This window comes from Stenotrophomonas sp. 21LCFQ19 (assembly GCF_056861425.1).
Genome location: NZ_JBSPUF010000011.1, coordinates 156,940 through 181,353 on the forward strand (window position 1 = coordinate 156,940; position 24,414 = coordinate 181,353).

24 protein-coding genes and 1 pseudogene are annotated in these 24,414 nt (G+C 59.8%); 12 read left to right on the forward strand and 13 right to left on the reverse strand.

Annotated elements, in window-relative coordinates; translation table 11 throughout:
- Positions 1 to 104 precede the first annotated feature (104 nt).
- The 9 genes from AC13FW_RS13640 to AC13FW_RS13680 all read left to right on the forward strand — a co-directional run bounded on the left by AC13FW_RS13640 (position 105) and on the right by AC13FW_RS13680 (position 6,938).
- Positions 105 to 899, forward strand: coding sequence for an SDR family oxidoreductase (locus tag AC13FW_RS13640; RefSeq protein ID WP_224328847.1), 795 nt, complete (start codon positions 105 to 107; stop codon positions 897 to 899).
- Positions 900 to 922: 23 nt separating this feature from the next.
- Positions 923 to 1,264, forward strand: coding sequence for a carboxymuconolactone decarboxylase family protein (locus AC13FW_RS13645; RefSeq protein WP_224328848.1), 342 nt, complete (start codon positions 923 to 925; stop codon positions 1,262 to 1,264).
- Positions 1,265 to 1,358: 94 nt separating this feature from the next.
- Positions 1,359 to 1,922 (forward strand): TetR/AcrR family transcriptional regulator, encoded by a 564-nt coding sequence (locus AC13FW_RS13650; RefSeq protein ID WP_224328849.1) that lies wholly within the window; start codon positions 1,359 to 1,361, stop codon positions 1,920 to 1,922.
- A gap of 112 nt (positions 1,923 to 2,034) precedes the next feature.
- Positions 2,035 to 2,718 carry a DsbA family oxidoreductase gene (locus AC13FW_RS13655; RefSeq protein WP_224328850.1) on the forward strand — a complete coding sequence of 228 codons (684 nt, stop codon included), beginning with the start codon at positions 2,035 to 2,037 and terminating at the stop codon, positions 2,716 to 2,718.
- Between the two features lie 117 nt (positions 2,719 to 2,835).
- Entirely contained in the window at positions 2,836 to 3,390 is a 555-nt protein-coding gene (locus AC13FW_RS13660; protein ID WP_224328851.1) for an OsmC family protein, read from the forward strand.
- Between the two features lie 75 nt (positions 3,391 to 3,465).
- Positions 3,466 to 4,587 carry an alkene reductase gene (locus AC13FW_RS13665; RefSeq protein ID WP_224328852.1) on the forward strand — a complete coding sequence of 374 codons (1,122 nt, stop codon included), beginning with the start codon at positions 3,466 to 3,468 and terminating at the stop codon, positions 4,585 to 4,587.
- A gap of 40 nt (positions 4,588 to 4,627) precedes the next feature.
- Positions 4,628 to 4,957: a thioredoxin gene (gene trxA / locus AC13FW_RS13670; RefSeq protein WP_224328853.1), complete on the forward strand. Its 330-nt coding sequence runs from the start codon at positions 4,628 to 4,630 to the stop codon at positions 4,955 to 4,957.
- Positions 4,958 to 5,014: 57 nt separating this feature from the next.
- Positions 5,015 to 5,380, forward strand: a complete 366-nt coding sequence (locus AC13FW_RS13675) for a thioredoxin family protein (protein WP_224328854.1) — start codon at positions 5,015 to 5,017, stop codon at positions 5,378 to 5,380.
- Positions 5,381 to 5,495: 115 nt separating this feature from the next.
- Positions 5,496 to 6,938: a dihydrolipoyl dehydrogenase gene (locus AC13FW_RS13680; RefSeq protein WP_224328855.1), complete on the forward strand. Its 1,443-nt coding sequence runs from the start codon at positions 5,496 to 5,498 to the stop codon at positions 6,936 to 6,938.
- A 91-nt stretch (positions 6,939 to 7,029) separates the two neighbouring features.
- Here the strand turns inward: AC13FW_RS13680 and AC13FW_RS13685 are convergent, their stop codons facing one another.
- From AC13FW_RS13685 to AC13FW_RS13695, 3 genes are all read right to left on the reverse strand, one after another.
- Positions 7,030 to 7,572 (reverse strand): HEPN domain-containing protein, encoded by a 543-nt coding sequence (locus tag AC13FW_RS13685; protein ID WP_224328856.1) that lies wholly within the window; start codon positions 7,570 to 7,572, stop codon positions 7,030 to 7,032.
- Between the two features lie 228 nt (positions 7,573 to 7,800).
- The gene (locus AC13FW_RS13690) at positions 7,801 to 8,286 is read right to left on the reverse strand and encodes an isochorismatase family protein (protein ID WP_224328695.1); all 486 of its coding nucleotides are present in this window, start codon (positions 8,284 to 8,286) and stop codon (positions 7,801 to 7,803) included.
- Positions 8,287 to 8,296: 10 nt separating this feature from the next.
- Positions 8,297 to 9,166, reverse strand: a complete 870-nt coding sequence (locus AC13FW_RS13695) for an MBL fold metallo-hydrolase (RefSeq protein ID WP_224328694.1) — start codon at positions 9,164 to 9,166, stop codon at positions 8,297 to 8,299.
- Positions 9,167 to 9,265: 99 nt separating this feature from the next.
- On the opposite strand from AC13FW_RS13695, the gene AC13FW_RS13700 reads away from it, so the two are divergent.
- Positions 9,266 to 10,231, forward strand: a complete 966-nt coding sequence (locus AC13FW_RS13700) for a helix-turn-helix domain-containing protein (RefSeq protein WP_224328693.1) — start codon at positions 9,266 to 9,268, stop codon at positions 10,229 to 10,231.
- A gap of 299 nt (positions 10,232 to 10,530) precedes the next feature.
- Complete coding sequence (locus AC13FW_RS13705; protein ID WP_224328699.1) at positions 10,531 to 10,887, forward strand: hypothetical protein; 357 nt, start codon at positions 10,531 to 10,533, stop codon at positions 10,885 to 10,887.
- An 841-nt stretch (positions 10,888 to 11,728) separates the two neighbouring features.
- Here AC13FW_RS13705 and AC13FW_RS13710 read toward each other — a convergent pair.
- Together AC13FW_RS13710 and AC13FW_RS13715 are read right to left on the reverse strand one after the other, a co-directional pair.
- Entirely contained in the window at positions 11,729 to 12,571 is an 843-nt protein-coding gene (locus tag AC13FW_RS13710; protein WP_414608845.1) for a hypothetical protein, read from the reverse strand.
- A gap of 15 nt (positions 12,572 to 12,586) precedes the next feature.
- Positions 12,587 to 13,423 carry an OST-HTH/LOTUS domain-containing protein gene (locus AC13FW_RS13715; RefSeq protein WP_224328697.1) on the reverse strand — a complete coding sequence of 279 codons (837 nt, stop codon included), beginning with the start codon at positions 13,421 to 13,423 and terminating at the stop codon, positions 12,587 to 12,589.
- Positions 13,424 to 14,295: 872 nt separating this feature from the next.
- Between AC13FW_RS13715 and AC13FW_RS13720 the strand changes: the two genes are divergently transcribed.
- Positions 14,296 to 15,027: an abortive infection family protein gene (locus AC13FW_RS13720; RefSeq protein ID WP_224328696.1), complete on the forward strand. Its 732-nt coding sequence runs from the start codon at positions 14,296 to 14,298 to the stop codon at positions 15,025 to 15,027.
- 585 nt (positions 15,028 to 15,612) lie between these two features.
- Here the strand turns inward: AC13FW_RS13720 and AC13FW_RS13725 are convergent.
- From AC13FW_RS13725 to AC13FW_RS13760, 8 genes and pseudogenes are all read right to left on the reverse strand, one after another.
- Positions 15,613 to 16,056: a RidA family protein gene (locus AC13FW_RS13725; RefSeq protein WP_032959372.1), complete on the reverse strand. Its 444-nt coding sequence runs from the start codon at positions 16,054 to 16,056 to the stop codon at positions 15,613 to 15,615.
- Positions 16,057 to 16,279: 223 nt separating this feature from the next.
- Positions 16,280 to 17,509: a HEPN domain-containing protein gene (locus tag AC13FW_RS13730; RefSeq protein ID WP_224328710.1), complete on the reverse strand. Its 1,230-nt coding sequence runs from the start codon at positions 17,507 to 17,509 to the stop codon at positions 16,280 to 16,282.
- Positions 17,510 to 17,963: 454 nt separating this feature from the next.
- Complete coding sequence (locus AC13FW_RS13735; protein WP_462442566.1) at positions 17,964 to 18,614, reverse strand: tyrosine-type recombinase/integrase; 651 nt, start codon at positions 18,612 to 18,614, stop codon at positions 17,964 to 17,966.
- 184 nt (positions 18,615 to 18,798) lie between these two features.
- Entirely contained in the window at positions 18,799 to 19,728 is a 930-nt protein-coding gene (locus tag AC13FW_RS13740) for an alpha/beta hydrolase (protein WP_224328708.1), read from the reverse strand.
- Positions 19,728 to 21,866, reverse strand: a complete 2,139-nt coding sequence (locus AC13FW_RS13745) for a TonB-dependent siderophore receptor (protein WP_224328707.1) — start codon at positions 21,864 to 21,866, stop codon at positions 19,728 to 19,730. The genes AC13FW_RS13740 and AC13FW_RS13745 overlap by 1 nt, the downstream gene beginning before the upstream one ends.
- Positions 21,867 to 21,906: 40 nt before the next feature.
- Positions 21,907 to 22,614, reverse strand: a complete 708-nt coding sequence (locus AC13FW_RS13750; protein WP_224329422.1) for a superoxide dismutase — start codon at positions 22,612 to 22,614, stop codon at positions 21,907 to 21,909.
- 58 nt (positions 22,615 to 22,672) lie between these two features.
- On the reverse strand, positions 22,673 to 24,106 hold the full coding sequence (locus AC13FW_RS13755; protein WP_224328706.1) for a PepSY-associated TM helix domain-containing protein: 1,434 nt from the start codon (positions 24,104 to 24,106) through the stop codon (positions 22,673 to 22,675).
- A 1-nt stretch (position 24,107) separates the two neighbouring features.
- Positions 24,108 to 24,414 (reverse strand): annotated as a pseudogene (locus AC13FW_RS13760) (TonB-dependent receptor); the annotation flags it as partial.

Here is a 24,414-nt window from a genome sequence, read left to right on the forward strand (position 1 = left end):
CCTTTTGCTGAACAACCTGAATGAACCGGGCCACTGCGCTTGTTGACTCCTGAAACAACCCGGCGTAGCCTCCCTACTAGTCGGGTGGCTAAAGGGGCCATGTAATGGACACGAACGAATTCTCAGGTCGCAAGCTCTTGGTTGTAGGTGGCACCAGCGGAATCGGGCTGGAGGTTGCACAGATGGTCGCCCAGCAGGGCGGTGCGGTGGTGGTCGTGGGTAATCGCCCCGAAAAGGCGGAGGCTGCACGGCAGCAGCTTGCAGCTGTAGCCGGTGAGGACAAGGCGTCGGCGCTCGCCGCAGATCTGTCGAATCCGGAAAGCGTGCAGATGCTGCTTGCAAAGCTGGCCGCGGAACACAGTGACATTGACCTCCTCGTCAACACGGCAGGCATCTTCTATCCGAAGGCGTTCTTGGAGCACTCGATTGAGGACTACAACAACTTCCTCGATCTGAACCGCTCGCTGTTCTTCATCACCCAGCAGGTTGCAGCCTCGCTGGTCGCGCAGAAGAAGCCGGGCTCCATCGTAAACGTCACTGCTGTGGCGGCACGCCAAGCGATCGAGACGGTAACAGCCCCGGCTTACTCGATGGCCAAGATGGGGTTGGATGCAATGACCAGGCACGTTGCTGCAGAGCTGGCAGAGCACGGCATCCGCGTGAACGCAGTCAGCCCCGGCATGGTGGAAACCAAGATCTTTGAGCGCTTCATCCCCGGCGAGCAACTCACTGGGGCTTTGGATGCATTCAAGAGCTTCCACCCGCTGGGGCGCAATGGCACACCGCGCGACGTTGCGGAGACCGTCATCTTCCTGCTGTCTGACAAGGCCTCCTGGGTTACCGGCGCGGTCTGGGACGTTGACGGCGGCGTCATGGCTGCTCGCAAGCTCGGCAATTAAACCAACATACAAAGGTGATCGAAATGGAAAAGAAGTGGACCGAAGAGCTGAAGTCGCTCTTGAAGCGTGTCAGTGGCTTCAACAAGGCCAATGCCCCTGTGGCCAGCGCCTTCCATAAGCTGGAGCTCGCTACCCGTGAGGGCAACGTGCTGGACGCCAAGACCCATGAGCTGATCTCGCTCGCGGTGGCTGTGACCACCCGTTGCGATGGGTGTATCGCTGCACATGCCGGCGCGGCCAAGAAGGCCGGGGCGACCAAGGAAGAAATCGCCGCTGCCCTGGGCACCGCCATCGCACTCAATGCCGGCGCCGCCTATGTCTACTCCTCGCGCGCTCTTGAGGCGTATGACGAGATTGGTGCGTAACCGCAGCCCAACGACGGCAATGAGGTTGTCGTTGGGTATTGACTAACTACCATGTGGTAGGTAGATTTGATCTCATCAAAGTGGAGGTATCGAGATGGCCGTTGGCACACGCGACGCCCTGGTTCACACCGCTGAAAACCTGATGCGAACGCGCGGCTACAGCGCCTTCAGTTACGCGGACCTCGCTGAGGTGGTCGGCATTCGCAAGGCAAGCATCCATCACCATTTCCCGACCAAGGAAGACTTGGGCGGGGCGATCGTGGAGGACTACATTGAACGTGTCCGCACCGAGTTCGATCGTGTTGAGGTTCAGCACAGCGATGTGGTTGCCCGCCTTGAAGGCTTCTTCCAGATCTTCAAATCTGGTGACGACGGCAAGTTGCTCCCTCTATGCGGGGCGCTGGCTGCAGAGATGTCCGCATTGCCACCGAGCATGCAGCAATTGACTCAGCAGTTCTTTGAGATGCAGCTGACCTGGCTGACCCGGATGCTGGAGCAAGGCATCAAGCTCAAGCAAATCCCCAAAGGCAGTGGCGCCAGGCAGAAAGCATTCCTGCTTCTCAGTGTTCTGGAGGGCTCCAGCTTCATCAACTGGACCACCAAAGACGCCGACGCGTTGCAGCCAAGTGTCATCAGGCTGATCGTCGAAAACGCCTGACCTTATCGCGGTGCTGCCCTCAAGCACTGAGGGCTCGCACGACATTTCTTACAGACGCTTAGCCTACCGACTGAATGGTAGTTAGCATCTACTCGGATTAATGGAGAGCTTCATGAAAACGGTCAAGGTGGACATCTGGTCGGACTACGTCTGCCCGTGGTGCTGGATTGCGAAGAAACGCTTTGAAAAGGCGGTTGTCTCGCTCGCAGGGCAGGTCCAGGTTGAGGTGATTCACAAGGCCTATCGCCTTGCGCGAGGGGTCAAGCCCATGGACTACAAGACCGCGTTGTATCAGAAGCTGGGCGGTCCGGCGGGCGCAGATCGGATGATGGCGGCCGTCAGCACGAATGGCATCTTGGAAGGCTTGGTCTACAACTTCGACACCATGCGTTTCGGTGATACGACGGTTGCGCATGCGCTGGTCAAGAGTATCCGCTCCCCGGTGGTGGCTCAGCTGCTGAGCGAGCGCATCTACAAAGCAGCGACCACCGATGGCATCGACATCTTTGACCAGGACGTCCTGGCATCGCTTGCCAAAGAGGTCGGCGTGACGGACACCTTGTTCGAGTTCGACTCTGAGCGCATCGCCGCTGAGATCGGACGCGATGAAATGGATGCAAACCAGATCGCCAATGGCGTGCCGTTGTTCTTGTTCAACAACAAGGTGTTTGTCTCCGGCGCTCGAGAAGTGGACGTATTTGAGCGCGCCATCCTTGAAGCGGCCCGTGAGATGCCAGCTCCAATGATCATCGCCGGCGAAGGCGAAAGCTGCGGCATCGATGGCTGCGCGCACTGATTCCTTGACCGTCAAAGCAACAGAACTGCTCAGCCAAATCCCAATTCGGTCATGCCCCGGCCTTTAGCGCCCGGATGACCCATCGCGCGTGAGCGCACTCAGAAAGGAACTACGAAAATGACCAACAAGCCCAATGGTATCGACGTCGCCGCTCTTCAGGAATTTGCCAAAGGCGTCGCTGAAGACGCATCCAAGCGCAACGCCCGCTTCAACGTAAAGACGAAGTGGGACGGCCAGACCCGTTCTGTCGCCACGGTCAACCATTACTCGATGGCCGGGGTGAAACACGAGCGCCAGTTCGAGATTGCTGCTGATGAGCCGACCGAACTGCTCGGTCAGAACTCGGCTCCCAATCCGCAGGAGCTGCTGATGGCAGCACTCAATGCCTGTTTGACAGTGGGCTACGTGGTGAACGCAGCGGCCATGGGCATCACCGTCCACAGCCTGGAGATCGAGACGGACGGCGAACTGGACCTGCGTGGCTTCCTCGGTTTGGACGAAAGCGTCAACCCGGGCTACGACGAGGTCACCTACGTGGTGCGTCTGAACACGGACGCCTCGCGCGAGCGCCTGGAAGAACTGCACGCGGTGGTGACCAAGACCTCGGTGAACCTGGCCAACTTCTCCAAGGCGATCCGCATGGTCTCCAAACTGGAAGTGGTCGAAGGCTGAGCCTTCAACTGGTCGGACCCTGCCCAACAATCAGCAGCCCCAGCCCGGGGCTGCGCACCCATTAGAGATGCCGCTATGAACAAGCTGTTTACCTCCTTCGATCTGTCCGGCCTGCCGCTGGCAAACCGCGTCGTCATGGCACCAATGACCCGCACGCGCACCCCGGAGAACATCCCCAGCGAGCTGACTGCGCTCTACTACGGGCAGCGCGCCTCGGCCGGCCTGATCATCACCGAGGGCCTTCCGGTCTCCGACGAGGGTCGTGGATACCTGTATACCCCCGGTCTCTACACCGATGAGCAGACCGAAGGCTGGCGTAAAGTCACCGATGCGGTGCATGCCAATGGCGGCAAGATCTTTGCCCAGCTATGGCACGTCGGTCGGCTGTCGCACGTCTCGCTGCAGCCGGGCAACGTCGCGCCGGTGTCGTCGGGCGACGTGCCGGCGACCACCACGATGGTCTACGCATGGGTCGAGCCTGGCAAGGAAGGCCCGGTGCTGCCGAGCAAGCCGCGTGCCCTGACCACCGACGAGGTCAAGCGTGTCATTCAGGACTTCGCCTCGTCTGCGCGTCGTGCGATGGATGCGGGCTTCGATGGCGTCGAACTGATGGCCGCCAACGCGTTCCTGTTCGACCAGTTCCTGAGCAGCAAGCTCAATACCCGCACCGACCAGTATGGTGGGTCGATCGAGAACCGTCAGCGCCTGTTGCTGGAAACCATCGACGCGGTCGCGGCTGAAATCGGCGGTGAGAAGGTGGGCGTTCGCGTCTCCCCGTTTGGCCGCATCTACGACATGGAGGCCTTTGAAGGTGAGGCCGAAGCTTGGGCAAGCATGGCCTCTGCCCTGAACGAGCGGACCCTGGCGTTCGTGCACCTGAACTATCAGACCACGATCTCGGCCGCGGGCACGCCGGCTGGCTTCGGCGCCGCGTTCCGAAAGGCTTACCAGGGCACGCTGATCGGTGCAGGCGGGTTCACCCAGGAGCTGGCCGAGGCGGAACTGGCCAAGGGCGAGCTCGACCTGATTGCATTCGGCACCAACTTTATCTCCAACCCCGACCTGGTGGAGCGGATGAAGAACGGCTGGCCGCTGGCAAAGCCTGATCCGTCCACCTTCTACGGCGTGATCGGAGCCAAGGGTTACACGGACTATCCGACCTACGATGGCACTAGCGCGGCCGTAGAAGTCGTCTGATCAACTACCCCGCCAATGCGGGCCACAGATGAGGTGTGACATGGCAACCCGTAGCACGACAACCTTCGACTTCGAGTCCGACGTCATTGAAAGCAAGACGCCGGTGCTGGTGGACTTCTGGGCCCCTTGGTGTCCGCCTTGCCGAGCCATCGCCCCTTCCTTGGAAGAGATATCCGATGAGCTCGAAGGCAAGCTCCACGTGGTCAAGGTCGATATCGATCAGAACCCGGAGTTGGCTCAGCGATTTGGGGTGCGGTCCATCCCTATCTTGAAAGTGTTCGTGGATGGCAAGGTCGCCAAGGAGATCGTCGGCGCGATGCCTAAGCAGGCTTTGCACGAGCAGATCGCTCCGTTCGTAAAGGGCGAGTAAGCCACAACCAAGCGGGCGCCCTCTATGGGGCGCCCGCCCAGCAAAGAAGGTGAAGCGATGAACACGTCCGTGCCTTCATGGGCTGGGAAGGTGGAAGAAGTGAACGCCATGGGATTCAACCGCATTGCGCGCTCCACATCCGATCCTCTTCTGCTCTACATAGGGGCACCATGGTGTCCGCCCTGCAAGACGATGGAGCCTGCTTTCGCTACCGCCGCCGAGGCAATGGGCACAAAGGCCCGATTCCTCAAGGTGAATGCAGCGACGGATCCGCAGCTGTTGGACTCGTTGAAGGTCGCTGCTGTGCCGATGCTCCTGATGTATGACGACCAAGGTCAAGAAGTGGGCCGGCTCCTGGGCTCGTTGTCCGCACCGCGTATCGCGCAGTGGGCTCAGAAGCGACTCGATAGCGCACGCCAATAGTCGACAATCGAGTACTCCCAAATGTTCGAATCGGCCGTTCACAAGCTGAGGTCGATTCAATCTCCGCCGATCGTGCCGCAGGCCACTGCAATGCACTGGCAAAAAGAGGTCTCAGATGAATCGTGTCAAGGTTGATGTCGCCATCATTGGCGCCGGCAGTGCCGGAATGACAGCCTACCGCGCGGCCAAGGCGCATACCGACAGCATCGTGGTGATTGAAGGTGGCGTCTACGGAACCACCTGTGCGAGGGTTGGCTGCATGCCGAGCAAGCTGCTCATCAGTGCCGCAGATGCTGCTCATATGCTGGCGTTGGCGCCGAGCTTTGGCGTCATGCCTGAAGCAATCAAGGTCGACGGACGGAAAGTAATGGATCGGGTGCGCCGCGAGCGCGATCGCTTCGTCGGCTTCGTTGTGGAGTCGGTAGAAGCGTGGCCGGAGGAACACCGCCTGCGCGGCAAGGCGACGTTCCTCTCCCCTCATGAGCTTCTAGTCGGGTCATCCACCATCGTTCAAGCTGATCGCATCGTTGTAGCGACAGGGTCCAGCCCCTTCGTTCCGGAGGGATGGCGTGAGACGCTGGGCGACAGGCTTCTTGTGAACGATGACGTTTTTGAGTGGACTGATCTGCCCAGCTCAGTGGCCGTTGTTGGCAGCGGGGTCATCGGCCTTGAGTTGGCACAGGCCCTGCATCGCCTTGGAGTGACGGTTCGCCTTTACGGTCGCAGTCGCTTGATCGGCCCGCTGAGCGACCCAGTGGTTGCGGCGGAGGCCACGCGCATCTTCTCCGAAGAGGTTCCTGCAAGCTTGGGCGCAAAGGTCACACCCTCGCTCACCGAGGATGGTCGCGTACTAGTGGTCTCCGAGAATTCAGAGGGTGTTCGCAGCACCGACACATTCGACTTCTTGATTGCCACGACAGGTCGTAAGCCCAACATGCTCGGAATCGGCTTGGACAAAGCCGGTATAGGCTTGGACAGCTACGGGCTGCCCATCGTCGACCGCGCTACCGGCCAGAGCACCTGCCCGCACATCTTTGTTGCCGGGGATGCCAATGGGATGGCCGATATCCTTCATGAGGCCGCAGACGACGGCCGCATTGCAGGCGACAACGCGGGCCGCTATCCAAACGTGCGCCCACGTCCGCGCAGGGCACCACTGGGGATCGTGTTCTCCAATCCCCAGATCGCGATGGCGGGCGCCACCTTCCGGGAGTTGACCGAGAGTGGCGCGGCCTTTGAAGTCGGAGAGGCATCGTTCGCTGATCAGGGGCGCAGCCGGGTCATGCTCGAGAACCACGGGGCAATCCGTGTCTACGCCGACAGCGCCACAGGAACCTTCTTGGGGGCAGAGATGGTCGGCCCATCGGCTGAGCACATTGGCCATCTGCTTTCGTGGAGCGTTCAGAGACGAGATACGGTCCAGCAGATGATCGATAGCCCCTTCTATCACCCCGTTGTCGAAGAAGGCGTGCGGACAGCGTTGAGGCTACTGCACCGGAACTTGAATCTACCGCTTCAAGCCCCAGAAACCTGCTTGGATTGCGTGCCTGGGGCGTGACCACTAACCACCGTTGCGCACATCACCGCATCGTCGCCACGAAGCATCTGGATGAGTGCAGCGACGCCGTGTGTGGACGCCTTGGGGGCCACTAGAGTTGGCTGTCCAAGACCGCGTCCGTTGCAGCGACCAGTTGTCGGATGAAGTGGATGTGCCGGCGCAGATCGTCCCGTGACACTGCATGCTTGGCAGGTGACCCGCCAGCCGGCCGGCCTGAACGGTGGGCAATGTCACCACGCTTCTTGGCCAGGGCATTTAATTCCGATCGCGCCGCGGCCATCTCGGTCTGGTTCCAGTGCCAGCCCTCTGTGATGTCCAGTCCCAGATACTTCTGGAACATCGGTCTGACTCGATCAGTGCTAGGCGTGTGAAAGGTCTTGAGGTCGTTGGTCAGGCTGTTCTGCATGAATCTCGCCAAGTCTGACTTCCCTCTCCCGATCAACACGTCCACCGCCTCCACAAGTCGATCCTCGAAGTAGGTTTCGAGTGCCGCCAGAGCCATGACCAAGCTAGCCCTTTTCAGGACCTCATTCTCTGGCGGTGGCGGCAAGGTGTTGAGACGATCAAAGTGGTTGACTAGGTCGACAGCGTCCTGGATCGCGTGGTCAAAGGTCAGGCTGGCTTTGGACGGCATTGGGCTACTCTTTTACTGGATTGTGGCACCTAGTTCGAGCTGCCAACAACTGCCCAGATGGGAAGAATGGCCAATGCCGCGTCATTTGTCCGCTTATGGCCGGAAGCGGACATGGGAAGTTCGTTCCCCAGAGTGGTGAATCCATCCGATGCCACTCCGTGAAGTCCTAGGTGCTTGTCTCCTCTGCGCGCGCCCTGGACCGTGACGTGCCAGGGCGCTTCATGCCTATCAGACGACCGAGTGGCGGGCCTTCAGGCCGCTCAGTGCCAACGCACTCAGCGCACGGGTCGGGGCGGCGCACGCCTCAGCGTGGATCGTCACCGGATAGCCCACCGCCTCCGGCGAAAGGGCTGTGTGAGTGACGCAATGCTGGGTCATCATGCCGACCAGATCGATGGTGTCCACCTTGTGCTGCCGGAGCAGATCGGCGAGGTTGGTTCGCAGAAAGCTATCCGCCTCATGCTTGACCACCAAGTGGGAATTCCGCATCGCCGATTGAATGGACGGATGCAGATCGGCGCCGACGCTGCCGGCCTCGAAGAAGGGCGCGCCAGCGGGTGCCTGATGCTGTACGACCACGACCAGATCGTTGTTGCCGTGCGCGGTCTCGATCAGTACCAGCGCATTCTGGAGTGCTTCCTCTGCGCCGTCCAGGGGAAAGCGGCCGTCAGCAAAGTATTCATTCTGGATATCAATCACAACAAGCGCTTTCATACATCCTCCCTCAGAAGTCGATGACTTCGCCATCCTGCGGAATGACGACACTGCTTTCGATGCCCTTTTCGATGACGTAGTCCTGCAGGTCGTAGCGGCTGACGCTCATGTGATTGACCGCATCCATGTGCACCGCCACGATCCTGGCGTTGGGAGACATCTGGTGCACGCGCAACGTATCTTCCTTGCCCATGATGATGCCGGTATTGAATCCATCGATCCGCGCATCGCCTGTGTTGAGAACCACCACGTCAGGCTTGAAGGCCTCCAGCGTGCTGCGGACCTCGGCTTCCCATACGGTATCACCGGCCACATACACCGTCTTCAAACCCGCCTGCTGGAAAACAAAGCCCATGGTTGCACCGAGCCGTTTGCGCAGCTCGGGGATGGCGTACATTTCCTCCGACCCGTGACGGGCGCCGGCCTTGCTGATCCTGACGCCGTTGAATACGGTGTGGGCGCCCAGAATTCGAACATCCTTGAAACCCTGCTTGCGCAGCAGGGTCGCATCCGCTTCGTCCTGGACGAACATGGGCAACGACTTGGGGATTTCCTTCTGGGCAGCATCATCCCAGTGGTCGAGGTGGGTGTGGCTGACCAGCACTGCGTCGACACCGGCCAGCACGGACTCAACGGATTCCGGAAGCTCCACCAGCGGGTTGCGCAGGTGGCTGCGGTAAGTATTGGCAAAACCGGGATAGGCCCCCTTGCGTGCAAGCATGGGATCGACCAGGAAGACCTGGCCGCCATACGTCACCTTGATGGTGGCGTTGCGGATCTGCTGGATGGATACCTTGTGGCTGGCCTCGGCACTGACTGCGTGGAGTGGGGCGCCCATGGCCAGCATCAGGCCCAGTGCGACGGGAAGTGTCTTGCTCATTGAAGTTCCTTGAGGGCTTATGCGATGAGGAAAGTCTGGGCGTGGCGCCTTCCGTGAGATACTGGCCCAGATGTCAAATCACGATGGAATCGGGCCAAAATGACCATCCACTCAGAATCTGCGGGTACGACGGAGGTCGTGCTGCTGGCACAGCCGGGCGTCAGCGCGTTTCACCTGTCAGTCCCGCTGGCGATCTTCGGCATGTGTTTTGAGGGGCGAACGGAGTTCCGCGTGCGGGTCGCCGTCGAGGGCAGCGGCGGGCCGACTTCGCACTGCTTGATGATCAGGGGTGACGGCGGACTGGAGCTTCTCGACGAGGCCAACGTCGTTGTGGTCGCCGGTTGGCCGGAGCTGGGACAGGCGCCGTCCGAGGCGCTTCAGCGTGGACTGCGCGCTGCCCATCAGCGCGGCGCCTACGTCGTTGGCCTCTGCTATGGCACCTACGCGCTGGCCTACTCAGGCCTTCTGGATGGAAAGCGCGCTGCGACCCATTGGGCAGGCGAGTCTGACTTCCAGGGTAGATTTCCAAACGTAAAGCTGGACGTGGACGCACTTTATGTAGACGAGGACAGGCTCGTCACTTCGGCCGGCACCGGCGCAGGACTGGACTGCTGCATCTACCTGGTGCGAAAGCTCTACGGATCAAAAGAAGCCAATCGCGTGGCGCGGGTGATGGTGTTGCCGCCGCACCGTGAGGGTGGGCAGGCCCAGTACATCGATCAACCCGTCCCAGACAACTCACGGGACGCCGCTCTCAGTAGTCTGATGGACGAGGTCCGGCGCAATCTCGGTGACGATCATTCCATCGACAGCCTTGCGTCAAAAGTGGCGATGAGCCGGAGAACATTCACACGCAGGTTTGCAAAGGTCACCGGCATGACCGTTGGTGACTGGGTTCAGGCGGAACGACTGCGCCGGGCCAAGGAGCTGCTTGAGAGTTCAGCGCTGCCGATCGATGTGGTGGCAGAGAAGGCCGGGTTTCAGACCGCGGTTTCATTCCGTCAGAGTTTCAAGCGGGCAATGCACGTGAGTCCCTCAGACTGGAGAAAGACCTTTGGGGAGTGACGCGCGTGGATGAAGAAACACTGGATTCGCCACTGTTGAGGGTGGGCCGTGCCATGCCAAGTCGAGTGCCTTCGAGCACACCGTTACGCTCTCTCGATGTCCGCTTCTGGCCGGAAGCAGACATCAGCACTGCGTCAGCGCTTGGTCCGGTTATAGGCTGGCTTGTTAGCCGGACCCAGTCACTTTAAGATCGAGCTGTATCAAGGGGGGGGGAGCCCGCCATACGGTGCTTTCTGGATAATTCGTATAGCCGGACCCATGGGTCCGGCTATTAGGTAGTCAGGCATCAGAAACAGCTTATGTCGCACGGAAAGATTGAAAACAAACACTTTGAGAAATACGGCTTGTTCCTCGTGGAAGAGCACCGGCCACCCAGCCGTGGCGGCAACACAGGCGCGCTCCACTCTCATGTCTTGACCATCGACGGTGAGCGATACAGCTTCCTAGGTCTTGGGTCACAGCAGTGGGCATACAAATCTGACACCGTGTCTTTTGAGTATGAGGTCAAGAATGGCTACAAGAATATTCTCTTGGAGACCCTTGTTGTCATATCCAAATTCGGTGAGCCAATAGTTCGGGGCAACCGTGGTTTCAAGTCCACGTTGCGCACGGCAGGCTCCCGTATGCCTGCCAGCCGCCGTGAGCAGCGCGACTGATGGCTAACAATTAATTCAAGCCGACGCAGCTTCGTAGCTCGCCTTAACTCTGGCGTTGAAGGTCCGCTGCTGGCCGAAAACAGACGCCTTCGTCAAGACAAGTATATTGCAGCCCTCTGACTGATCAGGAACCCTGCCACTTCAGCGATGGCTGGCTCCAGTCGACCAGCGGCGCTGCTGCTAAGCGTTAGGCGGTTGTAGCCTCGGCTGCCCAGACCGAAGCTGTTCGGCTTTGATGAAATACGGATCCTAGGCTGGTCTGTGCACTGTAGGGGTTGATCTGGATGCCGATATCGCGGGGCTTTTCACGCGATTACTTTGGCGAGCACTTGCTGCTTGGTTGCTAGGAACGCTGCGGAAGTTTGCATAGGTCCCGAAGATAGCGCGACTTGGATGCCGGTTTGCGCAAATGCCCCGCAATTGGCGTTCTAACGCGACCCAGCTGTGACGGGCCGCACCTGGGTCCTTTTCCCCGTGGTCATTTGGGCTGCCGATTCGATCCCGTGCAGATGCTGGCAGCCTCGAATGGTCTGCCGCCTCGGGTGATTCTATAGGCGTCTTCATAGGCGAACCCAGGAAATCCAACGCAATAGTGGTCCTCCAGAGTCACCACCCCGATCACTTGATCCCCCTTAGATAGTTCTTGAGTTAATGGCCGTCGACGTTGAGTCGTCCACATCCATAGCAATGCGCAAAGCTGTCTAAGTAGAGTTCCTGGACGCTATCAGGGCTTGCTCCCCTTACGGCAAAACCCTTGGAATAGGGCGGTCAGTGAGTGATGTCGGCAATAGGCCAGGGACCGCCTCGCCATGGGCCGCTGCGCTGGGTTGGATCGACACCACTAATTGTGATGCCATGCCACCATCCTATCGATGTCTTTGCTGGGGTGAGGGCCGACGTACAGCAGGAACAGCCTGAACTGATCGCTCCTATCGAGGTGCTGGAAGTAGATCCTTGCGGCAGCAGCTTCTGTCGTTGCGTCACCTTGCTTAAGGTGCAAGTTCGAGTCGCAACGCGCAATCTGCTTGGCGCCCTTCATCAGGCGAACGCAGGTATTGATGCCACCAGACTGGGCTAGCTCGATGTTCTTCTGCCTAAAGAACGCTTCCAGGGTCATCTCGATCCGGCCCTTTTTCTTGCAAAACTTTTCAAGAAGGTCGGCAGAGGTCTTTACAAAGCTGTGCCGCGACGGATCGATTTCATCGCACCGCTCGAGCGCATCGCCCACCAGGATGTAGTCGCTACATCGCTTGGCCGCGCTTTCAAATCGTTGTGCCAACGACGCTACGCCGGTCCAGCCTAGCTCTCGGCAAACTTCTTGATATACGCTGTTGAGTGGATCGTCGTCGCCGTCGATGCCGCGCAGTGATGTAGGCCAGTCACCGTGGCCCGCTGTGGGGCGGATGACCCGCGCTCCATCTTGGGCATACAGCCTGACGGCTTCTTCCATTTCAGCCGTAAGTGCCACGTAAGGCAGCACAACGATAGTCATCGAAGACCATTCGATGTTGTCACCAAACGCCTCAAGATCAGACACGGCTTGACCATTTGGGGGGTGGAACTCATATCCCCCACGGTTCGATTTGACCGTCAAGCACAGGCCTACGTGAACTCCATTGCGTGCCGCCTCTGCGACGAGCCGTGCCCTGATGAGGCTGGGTAGCCCAACTACGAAGATTGCCATCCCTGTGCCGCTCCGTCACTGACGAGACTTCACCATCAAGACCGATGCCATCAATGGGATGACGTAATTGGCGATCTCATCTTCAGAGAGCGTATCGATGAGCTTAAGCGCTCTCTCTTTCGCTGAAAGCGCGCGCGTATCAAGGACAGGGGTGGGGGCGGGTCCAACTGAGGTATGAACGGGCTGCGCTGGCACAGAGGCAGGCGCAAGCCTTGAAATAGGCACCTCTACTGACGTTGCCCAGGAATGGATCTGCTGGGTCATCTTTCGCAGCCGGAACTGTGTCCAAGCTTTACCTAACGGACCCAGTGACCTGGTGAAGCGGACATTGAGAGGGGTCGAGTAAGTCTCCTCAAGCATAGGAGGGATTGACGGAGGTACGTCCGGATGCTCAGACACAAATTCCTTCATCCAGGCCGACTGCAGCTCTGCCCCGATTTGTTCAATGCGCACCCAGTCGCCTGGGGGCCGAAGGCTGTCGGGTGACTGACCTTCTTGAATCAAAGTGTGGAACACGCGGCCGTCCAAGCGATTGAAGAATCGCGCACGGCGCGGATCCGGATTGGAGAAAGCAATCCAGACTTCATCTCGGATCGCCGGCGGCGGTTCACGCCTGGCCGACGCAAGGGCCGCATCTACAGGCATGCTCTGAGAGAGTGATCGAGGGCACACAATCATCTCCCCGCCCTCTCGCGTGCGCAGCTCGAACAAGTCAGGGAAGGCCGCGAGGAAATCTTTGAAACGTCGATAGCCCATGGCTTGAAGATCAAAGCTGCCAAGGCCGCGGTTCTGGCCTTCACTGATCAAAAGCTGCCGTAAGCGAGCGGCGGGTTCTTCGGTCTTGCCCTGCATCAACTCAATCAGCAGGGGTCTCCATGCACGAGTACTGTCCACACCAAATCCTTGTTGGAGCGCTGAAAAAAAGAAAAAGCCGTTACTGATAGTAACGGCTTTTTCTGATGATCAAGTAGTGCTAATCGCTAGGTTCGGTACCTTTGATGACGTCGTCCGGACGAGAGAACTTAGCAGCACTCTTCCGGCCCTTGGGCGCCATGAAAGTCCTGCCTGAGCAGCATCGATCGATTCGGTGCTCTGGGCAGATCTCGACGAGTGAGCTTGCGTGCAGCACTCCAGCCGAGTGGCACCAGTATCACTGAAGCGCCAGCTGGTGTCAATTTGCGGACCCGGATTCCGTTCAGTGTTTGCTGCGGCCAATTTAACGTTAAATTTACGGGCACTAGCGCTCTGACCACAAGGTATAGGCACGCATTTCCCGTGCCCCTTGAGAAGTAGGTTCTCAGGGCCCGGGGCGGCCTCGAAGCGCCCCCAGGCCACATGGCCAGAGGGCTGTGTCATCTCTAGGCTTGGTGACGTAGAAGGGCCAGAGAGCGCTAGGCGCACTTTCCTGGAGTCCATGCGCCTAGGTCTAGTACCCGGCCCGTGCCTAGGCTTGGAAGTCTAGGCGTTGTGTCGCTATGGCCTCGAGGATCCAGCTTTCAGGGTCCGCACAACCAGATCAACGGCTGGTGAGGACTTCACGCGGATGGAAGTAGACATGGAGGCCTTGGTAAGTTGGGAACTAGTCTTCCAACACTCAACGCAGTGAGCCTGCCTCAACTTGAGGCTGCGCTATGTCATGGGGAATCAGAGCAGGACTGTTTAGGCGCAACGGAAAGACTATCCTAGTGGGCATGATTCCTTGTAACCCTTCCAGTTCGACGCCCATGTCTCATAAGGCGCAGCTCGCCCTCATTGAGGCATTGGAGGCATGCTTCGATGCTTCAGCCTGGTCCAAGCTAGGTATGGAGATGGGGTTGCCGCACCTGACTCACTCTGAAACCCGATTGCAGAAGGCATTGCGGTTCAACGACAGCGACTACGGAACCGAAGTCGCACAGCTTGTAGCCTTCATGGCTATGCAGAAGCCTGACTTGTTGCGTTCCCTCCCCTCGCGACCAGTCCTGAAGGCGTGGCTGGAACAGAATGCTCCTGCTTTTGCACAGGAGCTCGGCTTGAGCGTCGGCCACGTGCCGGCACCCATTCGACGTCTGAGTGCTAGCGAAGTTGTCGAGCGAGCGTTGAAGGACGCTGATCAACTGCTGCAGACGAATGGTGCAGTTAGCGCACTAGATCGAGTGCATACAGCGTTACATGGTTATCTGCTCGATGTCTGCGCTGCAGCTGGCCTAAAGGCAATCCCGGCCGCGCCAATTGGATCGCTATTCAAGACAATCAGGAATGAACACCCGAGTCTTGTGGCAATGAACAAGCATGACCCGCAGGTGGACGTCGTACTCGGTTCGTTGGCTGGGGCGGTCACCGCGCTAAACACTCTGCGCAACAACGCATCGGTCGCTCACCCCAATCAGGTACTGCTTGGGGAAGGTGAGGCTATGCTGATGGTGAATCTCGTGCGCACCCTGTTTAACTATCTCGAAACCCGACTCGATCACTAGCGGATCGCTCCTTCTGGCCCACTGCTTGCCAGAGAACCTTTCGGGCTAGGCTGAAGAGCCAGCGCGGGACGCTTAGCTTCGCGTTACAGTAATGATCCCCAAGGTCAAGCGCGCTTGGGGCGGCTCCTGCCTCGCCAAGCGCGCCGTGCGGTAAGGCCAGGAGATGGTCGGCACTTCGTTTCTTGACCGTTCCTTGGCCCTGTTAAGTGACTTCTTCGCTGTGCAGCCGCCCTTAGGCAGCGGCGCTGCTAAAGCTTCCGTCCACAGAACTCAGCAGATAGGGGCTCGGTCTGGTGCGCCGAGCCTACCTCAATTGCGGTGTCCGCTTCTGGCCGGAAGCGGACGTCGCTCTCTAGCCGAGCAGGCATGGTCTCTAGCGTGGCAGTCCTTGCGGGCTAGGAACCGAGTCAGCGGTAGCGCCGCATGCATTAGGCTCATTGGCGCCTTTCTCTTCGCGTACGTGATCAGCTTGGACTGTCTAATCGGCTATATGAACTGCCTAGAAGATGTGGGGACACAAGAAAAGCCCGCAGCTTGGCGCATACGGGCTTTCCATCACGGCGTTACTTCTCCCCTTGGGGAGTGTTACGAATTCACTTCGGCGCGGAAGGCAATCTCGATCAGCTGTTCAGGGAAGGCGAGCGCGGACACTCCGATGAGGTTGCTGGCCACCTGGGGGACAGCCTGACCGTAGACGGCTGGCCTGACCTTGCCGCTAGCGGCAAACGCGGCCGGTACATCGATTACGAAAAGGGTTTCTTCCACCACATCCGCCAGCGATGCACCCAGCTCGGCCAACAACACCTGGGCGTTCGCATAGGTGCGCTTCATCTGCGCCTCCATGGTGTCGAAATTGGCAGGCTTCCCATCAGCCCCCAGAGCAGCCGGAGCTACCAGCTGACCCTCCGGCGTGTGCGAGAGCTGGCCCGAGACGAAGATCGAATTGTTCACGCGAACGGCCTGCACGTATCCATAAGCCGATTCCCACGGCACGCCAAAGCTGGCCGTCTTGCGGTTGGAGGCGCTCATTTCGTTGTCCTTCCTGTGTAGAAGGCACCAGTCTGCCGGTAGGCGAGGTTGCCTACCTGCCCCGAAAGGGTGATACGAGAGCGTCTGCTCAGGCGGCGGGTGTCCGCTTCTGGCCGGAAACGGACACTCTCTGAAGGAACTGCCTGTCTACCTCTTCCGGAACAGTTCACACGGGGTTCTAGCTGCCTCAATGTGCCGAGAGCAGTCCGCGCCGCGTTTGAGGTCATGGCTTGATTGCAAGAAATCGCTTGGCGAACAGGGCGCGCGCCATCGCAGCGTTAACATCTGATTGACTCACTGGGCCCGACAGTAAGGTGAGGGCTTCCTCGAAATTGGAAAAGCGAGTGTAGTTGCGGATATGGAACTTTAGCGCGGTGGCGAAGTAGTTCTGAAGTAAGTAGCAAAACGATTTAGTCAATGAGTTGTCCGATACACGATGGACGCTAGCGTTTCTGTGCTCGGCGAGCTGTTTAAGAATTGACTCATGGTAATCGCGATCCTCGTACAGAAAAATGCATCGACGCACAAGTTGTTTGTAATCTGCCACGTTCGAGGAGAGGATGGACTCAAGTGCGGACCAGCACTTCAGGAATGCAGCGTCAGGGTCGCTTTCATCGAAGCCGCTGGCGAAGCGAATGACCGCTTGTTCCAAGCGGCCGTTGTATGCGCAGTTGCGCATTCTCCGCAAGGTCTTCTTTAGCACATCAACCAGAACGCTTGGCTTCCTGGGGGTGAACGTGATTCTCGGGCTATAATTGGGCTCGTACCAGATCAAATCGGTTGCGACCGAGCCATCAATATTATGGATCGTATGGAAGTGCCCTGTGCGCAGAACGTTGATGGGCTTGTGTTCTGAGCCAAGCAGTGTCTTCTCAAAACTTGGATTCGACAGCAAACATATCAGGCCACGAAGAATTCTCAGCTCCCGATCTGATTTGGCGAACGCCGCGCCAGCGCTCTCCGCCTCTACATCAATTTGAACGAATGAATAGCTGTCAAGGTCCTCGTGAATAATTCCTGTCCGAATCTGTTCCTTTACTAGCTGCACGCGCGCAGATTTGAATTTTCGTGGAAGTGTTTTTCGAAACCGTGCTCGTAACTCACAAATTTGCAAGCTTCTAGGCAGCCATGCGCCATCCGTCGACAGTGTGGTTATAAGGCTAAATTTCTTTAGACCTCCCTTTCGCTGTGCAGATCGCGCGACATTTACTAGGCTGAGCAATTTAGTTGCTGAAATTGGGGCGTTGATCCCGTGCAGGACGTCCCAGATCAAGTCGACTCTGTCGATGCCGTCGTCGGCCTGTTGACCCTGAAGCATCGAGGCCAGGACGGCGATGTCTCCGTGCACGCTCAGCCGTAAGATCCCCACCGCGCCATCCGATAGGCTTACAGACTCCATAACTGATTCAAGGACCGGGTTGGGCTTGCTTCCCTCTGCCCATCGGTATGCCATGCGGTTGTTCCTGCTGTCCGGATATCCGAGTCCAGATTATGGGGATGGCGCCCGGGAGTCCACTGCGAGCGTCGTGCTGCCGTTGGGCCTAGCAGGTGGAGCGGTAGCCGTGCATATACATTTGAACAGGAGTCGAGCGGATCCAAAGTCACAAACGCGGCTGAGTCGTTGGTGCGGCATTAGCCTTGGGTGGTCGGGCAAATGTTAAATTTAATCGCCCTGTCTAGCCGCAACTAATGGGCACGTATGGAATGAGTGCAAGCATCGGGGTCGCCGCACAGCATGGACCTAATCCTCATGTATTAGTGGTATGGCCGGCTCAGAAACGACGCCTGGATGCAGGTGCGCTTAGATGGAGAGGTAGCGCCGTGGTTATGCGAAATGTCCAGTTCTGGCCGAAAGCGGCCTCCAAATTACCCTAAGGAGGCCGCGGTTCGTTTAGATACCTTCCGCCTCAGGCCTCAGTCTGCTCCGCCAGCTCCAACGCGTCTTCAACCTCAATTCCCAAGTACCTCACTGTGCTCTCAAGTTTGGTGTGGCCCAGGAGGATTTGAACAGCGCGCAGGTTCTTGGTACGCCGGTATATCAATGATGCCTTGGTCCGTCGCATGCTGTGGGTACCGTAGCTGTTACGGTCGAGTCCAATAGCCGTAACCCATGAGCCCACAATGCGTGCGTACTGTCGGGTGGAAAGGTGACCATCCCTCATTCCTGGGAACAAATAGGATGCCGAACCTAGCCGAGCTCGTCCGACCCATTCGGCGAGCGCGGTTCTCGTTAACTCCGTCAGCTCAAACTGAACGGGTCTCCCCGTCTTGCGCTGCAAAACGATCGCCCTCTTGGCGATTGCGGAACCATGCGATACGTCTCGAAGCCGTAGGCTGACCAGATCGCAGCCTCTTAGCTTCGAGTCGATCCCCAAGTTGAAAAGCGCCAGATCACGAGTGCGGCCTGCAACCTGTAGGCGCACTCTGATCGACCAAATTTCGCTAAGCCTGAGCGCTGTCTTCTGACCGACTAACTTTCCTTTGTTCCACGGCGTGAAATGAGATGACATGGGATGCTCCAGTGATGGAGCATCCAGCGTGCCTTCTCCTTGCGGCATCAGCTCAAGCTGGCCGGGATCAAAAAGCGGACATCGCTACCGCAGCGACCAGGAGGATCTCTCGGGATTGGGGGGATGGCAGTTTCGGAGCCGAAGTGCGCCAGATGCGTGCAGCATTACGCACCCGATCACTACCCAGTGACGGACTTCCATGGCTTCTTTGCCAGGATGCGTTGCAGAGCCTTCACCTCCCCCACGTTGGCATCAGCTCCCGCACCTGCATCCACGCAATGAACTGACCGAACCAGAGATCGCTGGTCACGCCCTTCGGGTGAAGGTCAAAGCCGTGCCCTCCACGTTCGTACATATGCAGCTCCGCTGGTACGCCAGAACCCCGCCATGCGCTGTAGAGCAGAATGGGATCGTTGGGCTGATAGTCGTCGTCAGCAGCGCCGGCAATGAATGCCGGCGACGCATCTGCAGGCACGGGTGTGCGCGGACCGCCGTAGATGAGCCCTACGAAGTCCGGACGTGTCGCCTTGGGGCCGATGGCAAGATCTGCAGCCAGGTAAGCGCCGCTCGAGAAACCGATCATGCCCACCCGGTCTGGAATGACGCCCCACTCACCAGCACGCTGCCGCACGATGGTCATGGCGCGCGCGCCGTCCTCGACGGCTTTTGGCTCTCCGGCAAACGGCGGCATCTCAACGGGCGAGCCCGTCCGGGCGCGTGACATCACCTGCTCCATCTCTTCCATGTGCACCGCGGGAATGCGCATCGGTCCATCGCCGCTGCGCACTGTGCGGTGTTTCAGCACAAAGGCAGTGATGCCACGCTCGGCCAGAGCGCGGGCCACGTCCGTGCCGCCGCGAACATAGCCAAGGGCAACAAAGCCTCCCCCGGGAACAACGATGACCGCTGTTCCATTCTGCTTGCCGGGCGCGGGCCGGTACATCTCCAGGGTTGGCTCACTCACGTCGTAGATCAGTGTCTCGCCGGTATCCAACGTGTCGTGCAGCTCCTGCACACCCAGCGGCTGCGTCGCGCCAGCCGGATACAGCGAAATGAACACGCCACCAGTTGACGCTGCTGGTGATGCGATAGCAGAAGAAGCACAGACAACGGCCGACAGCAAGGTGGCGACAGCGGGCCACCGCTTAATGGGGCTGTCCATCAGAGGTCCATCCTGAGCGTGACGAATGCCGAGCGGGGCTGGTTGGGTGCTACGACGGCGTAGCCCATGTACGAGTATGGATCCCACGCCTTACGGCCGGTGAGATTGACCAGCGAGAGACCAAGCGTGAACCGTCCGAAGTTGTAGGACGCCTGGGCGTCGAACACGGCGTAGCCGGGAACCGCAAGGGTGTTGGGAAGCGTCAGCTCTCTGGCGCTGACGGCGGTGACCCCCGCGCCGAAGGCCAGTCCCTTCGCCGGCCCTTCCAGCAGTCGATAGCGTGCGGCGAGGCGCCCGCTGTTGTCCGGCACGCGGGCCACGCGATCCCCGGGGGCTGCACCTTCATCCCGCGTGCTGGTGTGTGCGTAGTTGGCCAGCAGGGAGAAGGCCGGCGTAGGCTCCCATACCATGTCCATTTCCACCCCGCGTGCCCGCTGGCGCCCGCTCTGTATGTAGTAGCCCACGTTGTTCGGGTCGGACACCGCCACGTCCTCACGCTTCTGCCGGAATGCGGCGACAGTGCCGGAAAGCCCGCGCCCGGGCAAAGACAGCTTCAGACCGCCCTCTACGTTGATGGACGTTTCAGGCTCCGGCGTGGCAAGACCGATGAAGCCGAACGGTGCACGGAACGCGGTCGCGTAGCCTGCAAACAGGGCGATCCCCGGCGCCAGGTCATACGTTGCCCCAAAGTGCGGCGACACATGGCTGAAGGTCTTGTCGTTGGCCACGCCGATATTGCTGTTCTCGACGAACTTCAGCGACGTCCAACGCAGGGCGCCGGTCAGATGCAGGCGGCCGTAGGTGGCCTGGTCCTGGATATAGCCAGCAAGGGTCGTGAAGCGATCATCGGTGTAGGAGTTGACCGGCAACTGCGCCGTATAGCGAAGCATGTAACGAGGATCTGCGAGGTTGATCACGCCGGAAGGACTGTCACTGATGAACAGGCCCATGCCGCTGTAGAAGCTTGTCCAGTCATAGTTGATGCCGGCCAGCAGCGTGTGTTCCCCGCCCAGCATGTCAGTCTTGATCGAGAGGTTCGCATCCAGCGTGGCTTCCTTGGTGCGGTTCACCATCGTGATCGGGAAGACGTCGTACTCGGGTGCAACCGTTTCCGTGGGAGCCAGGCCGGGGAAGACGAAGCTGCCACTCTCGTCGACCTTGCCGCGGAAGTAGCGCGCGGTCACGGTCAGATCTACCCGGTCAGAGAAGGCGTGACGCAGGGTGGCGGTACCCATCCTGCTGTCATTGCTGGTCAGCGGCTGGCCCTGCGGCGAGCCGGGGAAGGCGTCCCGGTCCAGCACCCCGGCCAGGGCCGCATCAGCAGGCAGTCCGGAATACTCCAGAGCGCGGCGGCGGTTGAACTGGCCTTGCAGCAGCAGTTCGGTGGCGTCGCCCAGCTGCATCAGCAGGCTGGGTTGCAACGACCGGCGCTCGCCATGAACCTCATCGATCCAGCTATCGTTTCTCTGGTACTCCGCACTGATCCGCGCTGCGACAGTAGAAGACAGCGGAACGTTGATATCCGCGTAGGGGTTCCAGGTGGAGAAGCTGCCCCCGCGCAGGGAAACGTAACCACTGGACGCGGTGGGGTCCGGGCGTTCGCTTTCAATGTTGATGACGCCGCCGAGCGGCGTGCCGAGACCACCGCCATAGAGCGTCGCACTGGGTCCCTTGAGGACGCTGATGCTGGAAATGCCCACCATGCCGCTGGGATCGTAGGCTTGCTGGTTGCCTGCAAACAGCGGCAAGCCGTCCAGGTAGACCTCGGCGGGGAATCCACGCACGATGGGCGGAATGAACAGGTTTTCGTCCGAGCGCGTGGGCGTGACGCCGGAAACGTTGACCAGTGCATCACCCAGCGTGCGCCGGTCTTGTTCGCGCAGCAGGGTGCTGGTGATGACCTGCACCGACTGGGGAACTTCGGTGATGGGCGTATCGGTGCGGGTGGCGGCGGACGTGGCCGAGGCGGTGTAGGTGCCGCGCGTGGCGGTTACCTCCACGGGCTTCAGCGTCCAGCTGGGCGCTTCGTTGGAGGCACGCGACGCGGGCGGCGCTGCATCTTCTTCGGCGAAGGCCGACGGCGCCGCGCAGGCCAGTGCCAGGACGATGGCGGTGCTGATCAGGGTTTTGTGGTTCATGGTGGATTTTCAGTTCCAGTAGTCGCGCAGAAGGAGCAGCTCAGCGCTTGATGGCGGCTGCGTCATAGCGGGCATTGACCTGTTGCCAGTTGACCAGCGGCCACCAGGCTTTGATGTAATCGGCCCGCTTGTTCTGGTAATGCAGGTAATAGGCGTGCTCCCAGACGTCCAGCGCCAGAATGGGGGTCCCACGTTCGGCCACCACATCCATCAGCGGGTTGTCCTGGTTGGCGGTGGTGGTGATGGCCAGCGAGCCATCGTCCTTGACGATCAACCATGCCCAACCCGAGCCGAAGATTTTCGTAGCCGCTTCCGAGAACTTCGTGCGGAACGCTTCTTCGGACCCGAAGGTCTCAACCAGTCTGCTGCGCAGTGCCGGCGACGGCATGCCGCTCTGGCCGACAGGTGCCATCAGTGTCCAGAAGAGGCTGTGGTTGTAGTGGCCGCCGGCATTGTTTCGGACGGCGGTGTCGTAGCGCGAAATGCTGCGCTGGATACCCTCCAGCGATGTGCTCGCCAGTGCCGGGAAGTCCTTGACCTTGGCATTGAGGTTATCCACGTAGGCCTTGTGATGCCGGCCGTGGTGGATCTCCATCGTCTGCGCATCGATAGCCGGCTCCAGTGCGTTGGTGGCGTAGGGCAGGACCGGCAGCGCAAACGGCGTCTTTGCAGCATCGGCTGCAGAAGCGATGCCGGAGAGCGCAAGCAGCGCGGTGGCAAGCAGATATTTCAGCGAGTGAAGGTTCATGCGGTCATGTCTCCGTTGAGGGCAGCAAACGATGCCCGGCTGGGCGTTGAACAACGAATCAGGAGGCCGGCTGCGCGCGCCAGCCGCGGGTGGCCAGGAAATCAAGCAGCCCGACCAGCAGCAGCGATGCGCCCACCAGCGGGAAGATCAGGCCGCCGATGCACAACAGCGCAAAGACGCCGGCAACGCTGCGGCCCTGCCGCGGAAGCGGAGGAACGCCGAGGCCGCCGAGCGGGCGGCGCTTCCACCACATCACCGCGCCGCTGGCGCACAGCAGCACGATGGCCAGGCAGGCGATCAGCAGAAACAAGCGGTTGGCCGTGCCGTATTCCTGGCCCAGATGCACATTGATGCCCCATTCCAGGCCGCGCCCGAGCAGGCCGTAGTCGGCGTAGGTCATGTCCAGCAGCACGTTTCCGCTGTACTGGTCCAGATGGACGACCCGTTGCTGGCCCAGCGCCTCCGGATACACCGAGGCGGTGTACACCCCCATCGGCCCGCGCGGGAGGCTGACGCTGTAGCCGGGTGCCAATCCCAAGCGTTCGAATGCGTGGATGGCGGCATCGATGCCGATGGCGCCCGGTTGCGGTGACAGTTCGCCAGAAGCGCTCCCATCGTGCCCCGCATGTCCCTCATGGCCGTCATTGCCAGGCTTCGGCGCGTGGTCGGCATGCGACACATCGGAGACCGGCAAGTGGGCCTGCTGCATCGACCAGGTGGGTGTCGTGGTGTCGGCCAGGCGCTGGCGCGACATGGGCACGTCCACACGCACGCCGGCCGGGTAGCCGTAGTTGTGTCCATTGGCCCAGGCGTTGACCTGCTTGCCCCACACCACCGACCACGGCATGCCGGTTACCGCCAGAAACAGTAGTACCAGACCCACCCACACGCCTGTCACCGCATGCAGGTCCCGCCAGAACAGCCGTTGGCCCGGCTGCCCGCGTACGGTGGTCACGCCACCGCGCTGTCCACGCGGCCACCATAGATAGACACCTGTGGCGACCAGCAGGATGGCCCAGCCCGCAGCGATCTCGATCAGTGCGCTGGCATAGCTTCCCAGCAGATCCAGGCTGTGCAGGCGCCGGACCACCCCCGAGAACGTGCCCTTCTCCGGCAGATGACCCAGCACGTGCGATGTGCCGGGGTCCACGTAGTAGACCTGGCGGCGTCCATTCTTCTCGGCAACGCCAATCTCCACACTGCCATCGGCACGCTCCGGCGTGGTGTAGCGGAAGACACTGCCCTCGGTCACAGCCTGCACGGCGGCGATATCAGCACTGGGCGCTGCCTTTTGCGCAGTAACCGGCTCGACCACCTTCAGTTCCGCGTGGACCAAACGATCAATGGGTTTCTGGTAGAGGTAGACGGCGCCGGTCAATGCCAGCCAGGCGATGAAGGGCAGGACAAACAGTCCGGCATAGAAATGCCACCGCCACACCGCACGGTAGAAGCGCAGGCGGTCCGCGGCGGCAGGGGAGGCGGTGGCGTTCATCTCAGAGCTCCCGCGTCCAGGTCAGATAGAGCGCACGGCCGTCGCCGGGCGAATAGCCCGAGGAGCCGCTGTCATACCAGGCGTACAGATAGGCCCGATCGGTGGCATTCTTCAGCTGCAGCGAAAGCTGGTTGCGCAAATTCAGCCTGTATGTGGCGCTCAGGTTGAGCACCGCGTAGCCGCCAAAGCGGCCCAACGTATTGGTGCGCTCCACGTAGTAGTCACCCTGACCGTTACCCCAGGCACTGTAGGTCCAGTCCGGCGTGGGGCTGAACGCTACGCCAGCGCTGGCCAGCCAGTTCGGGACA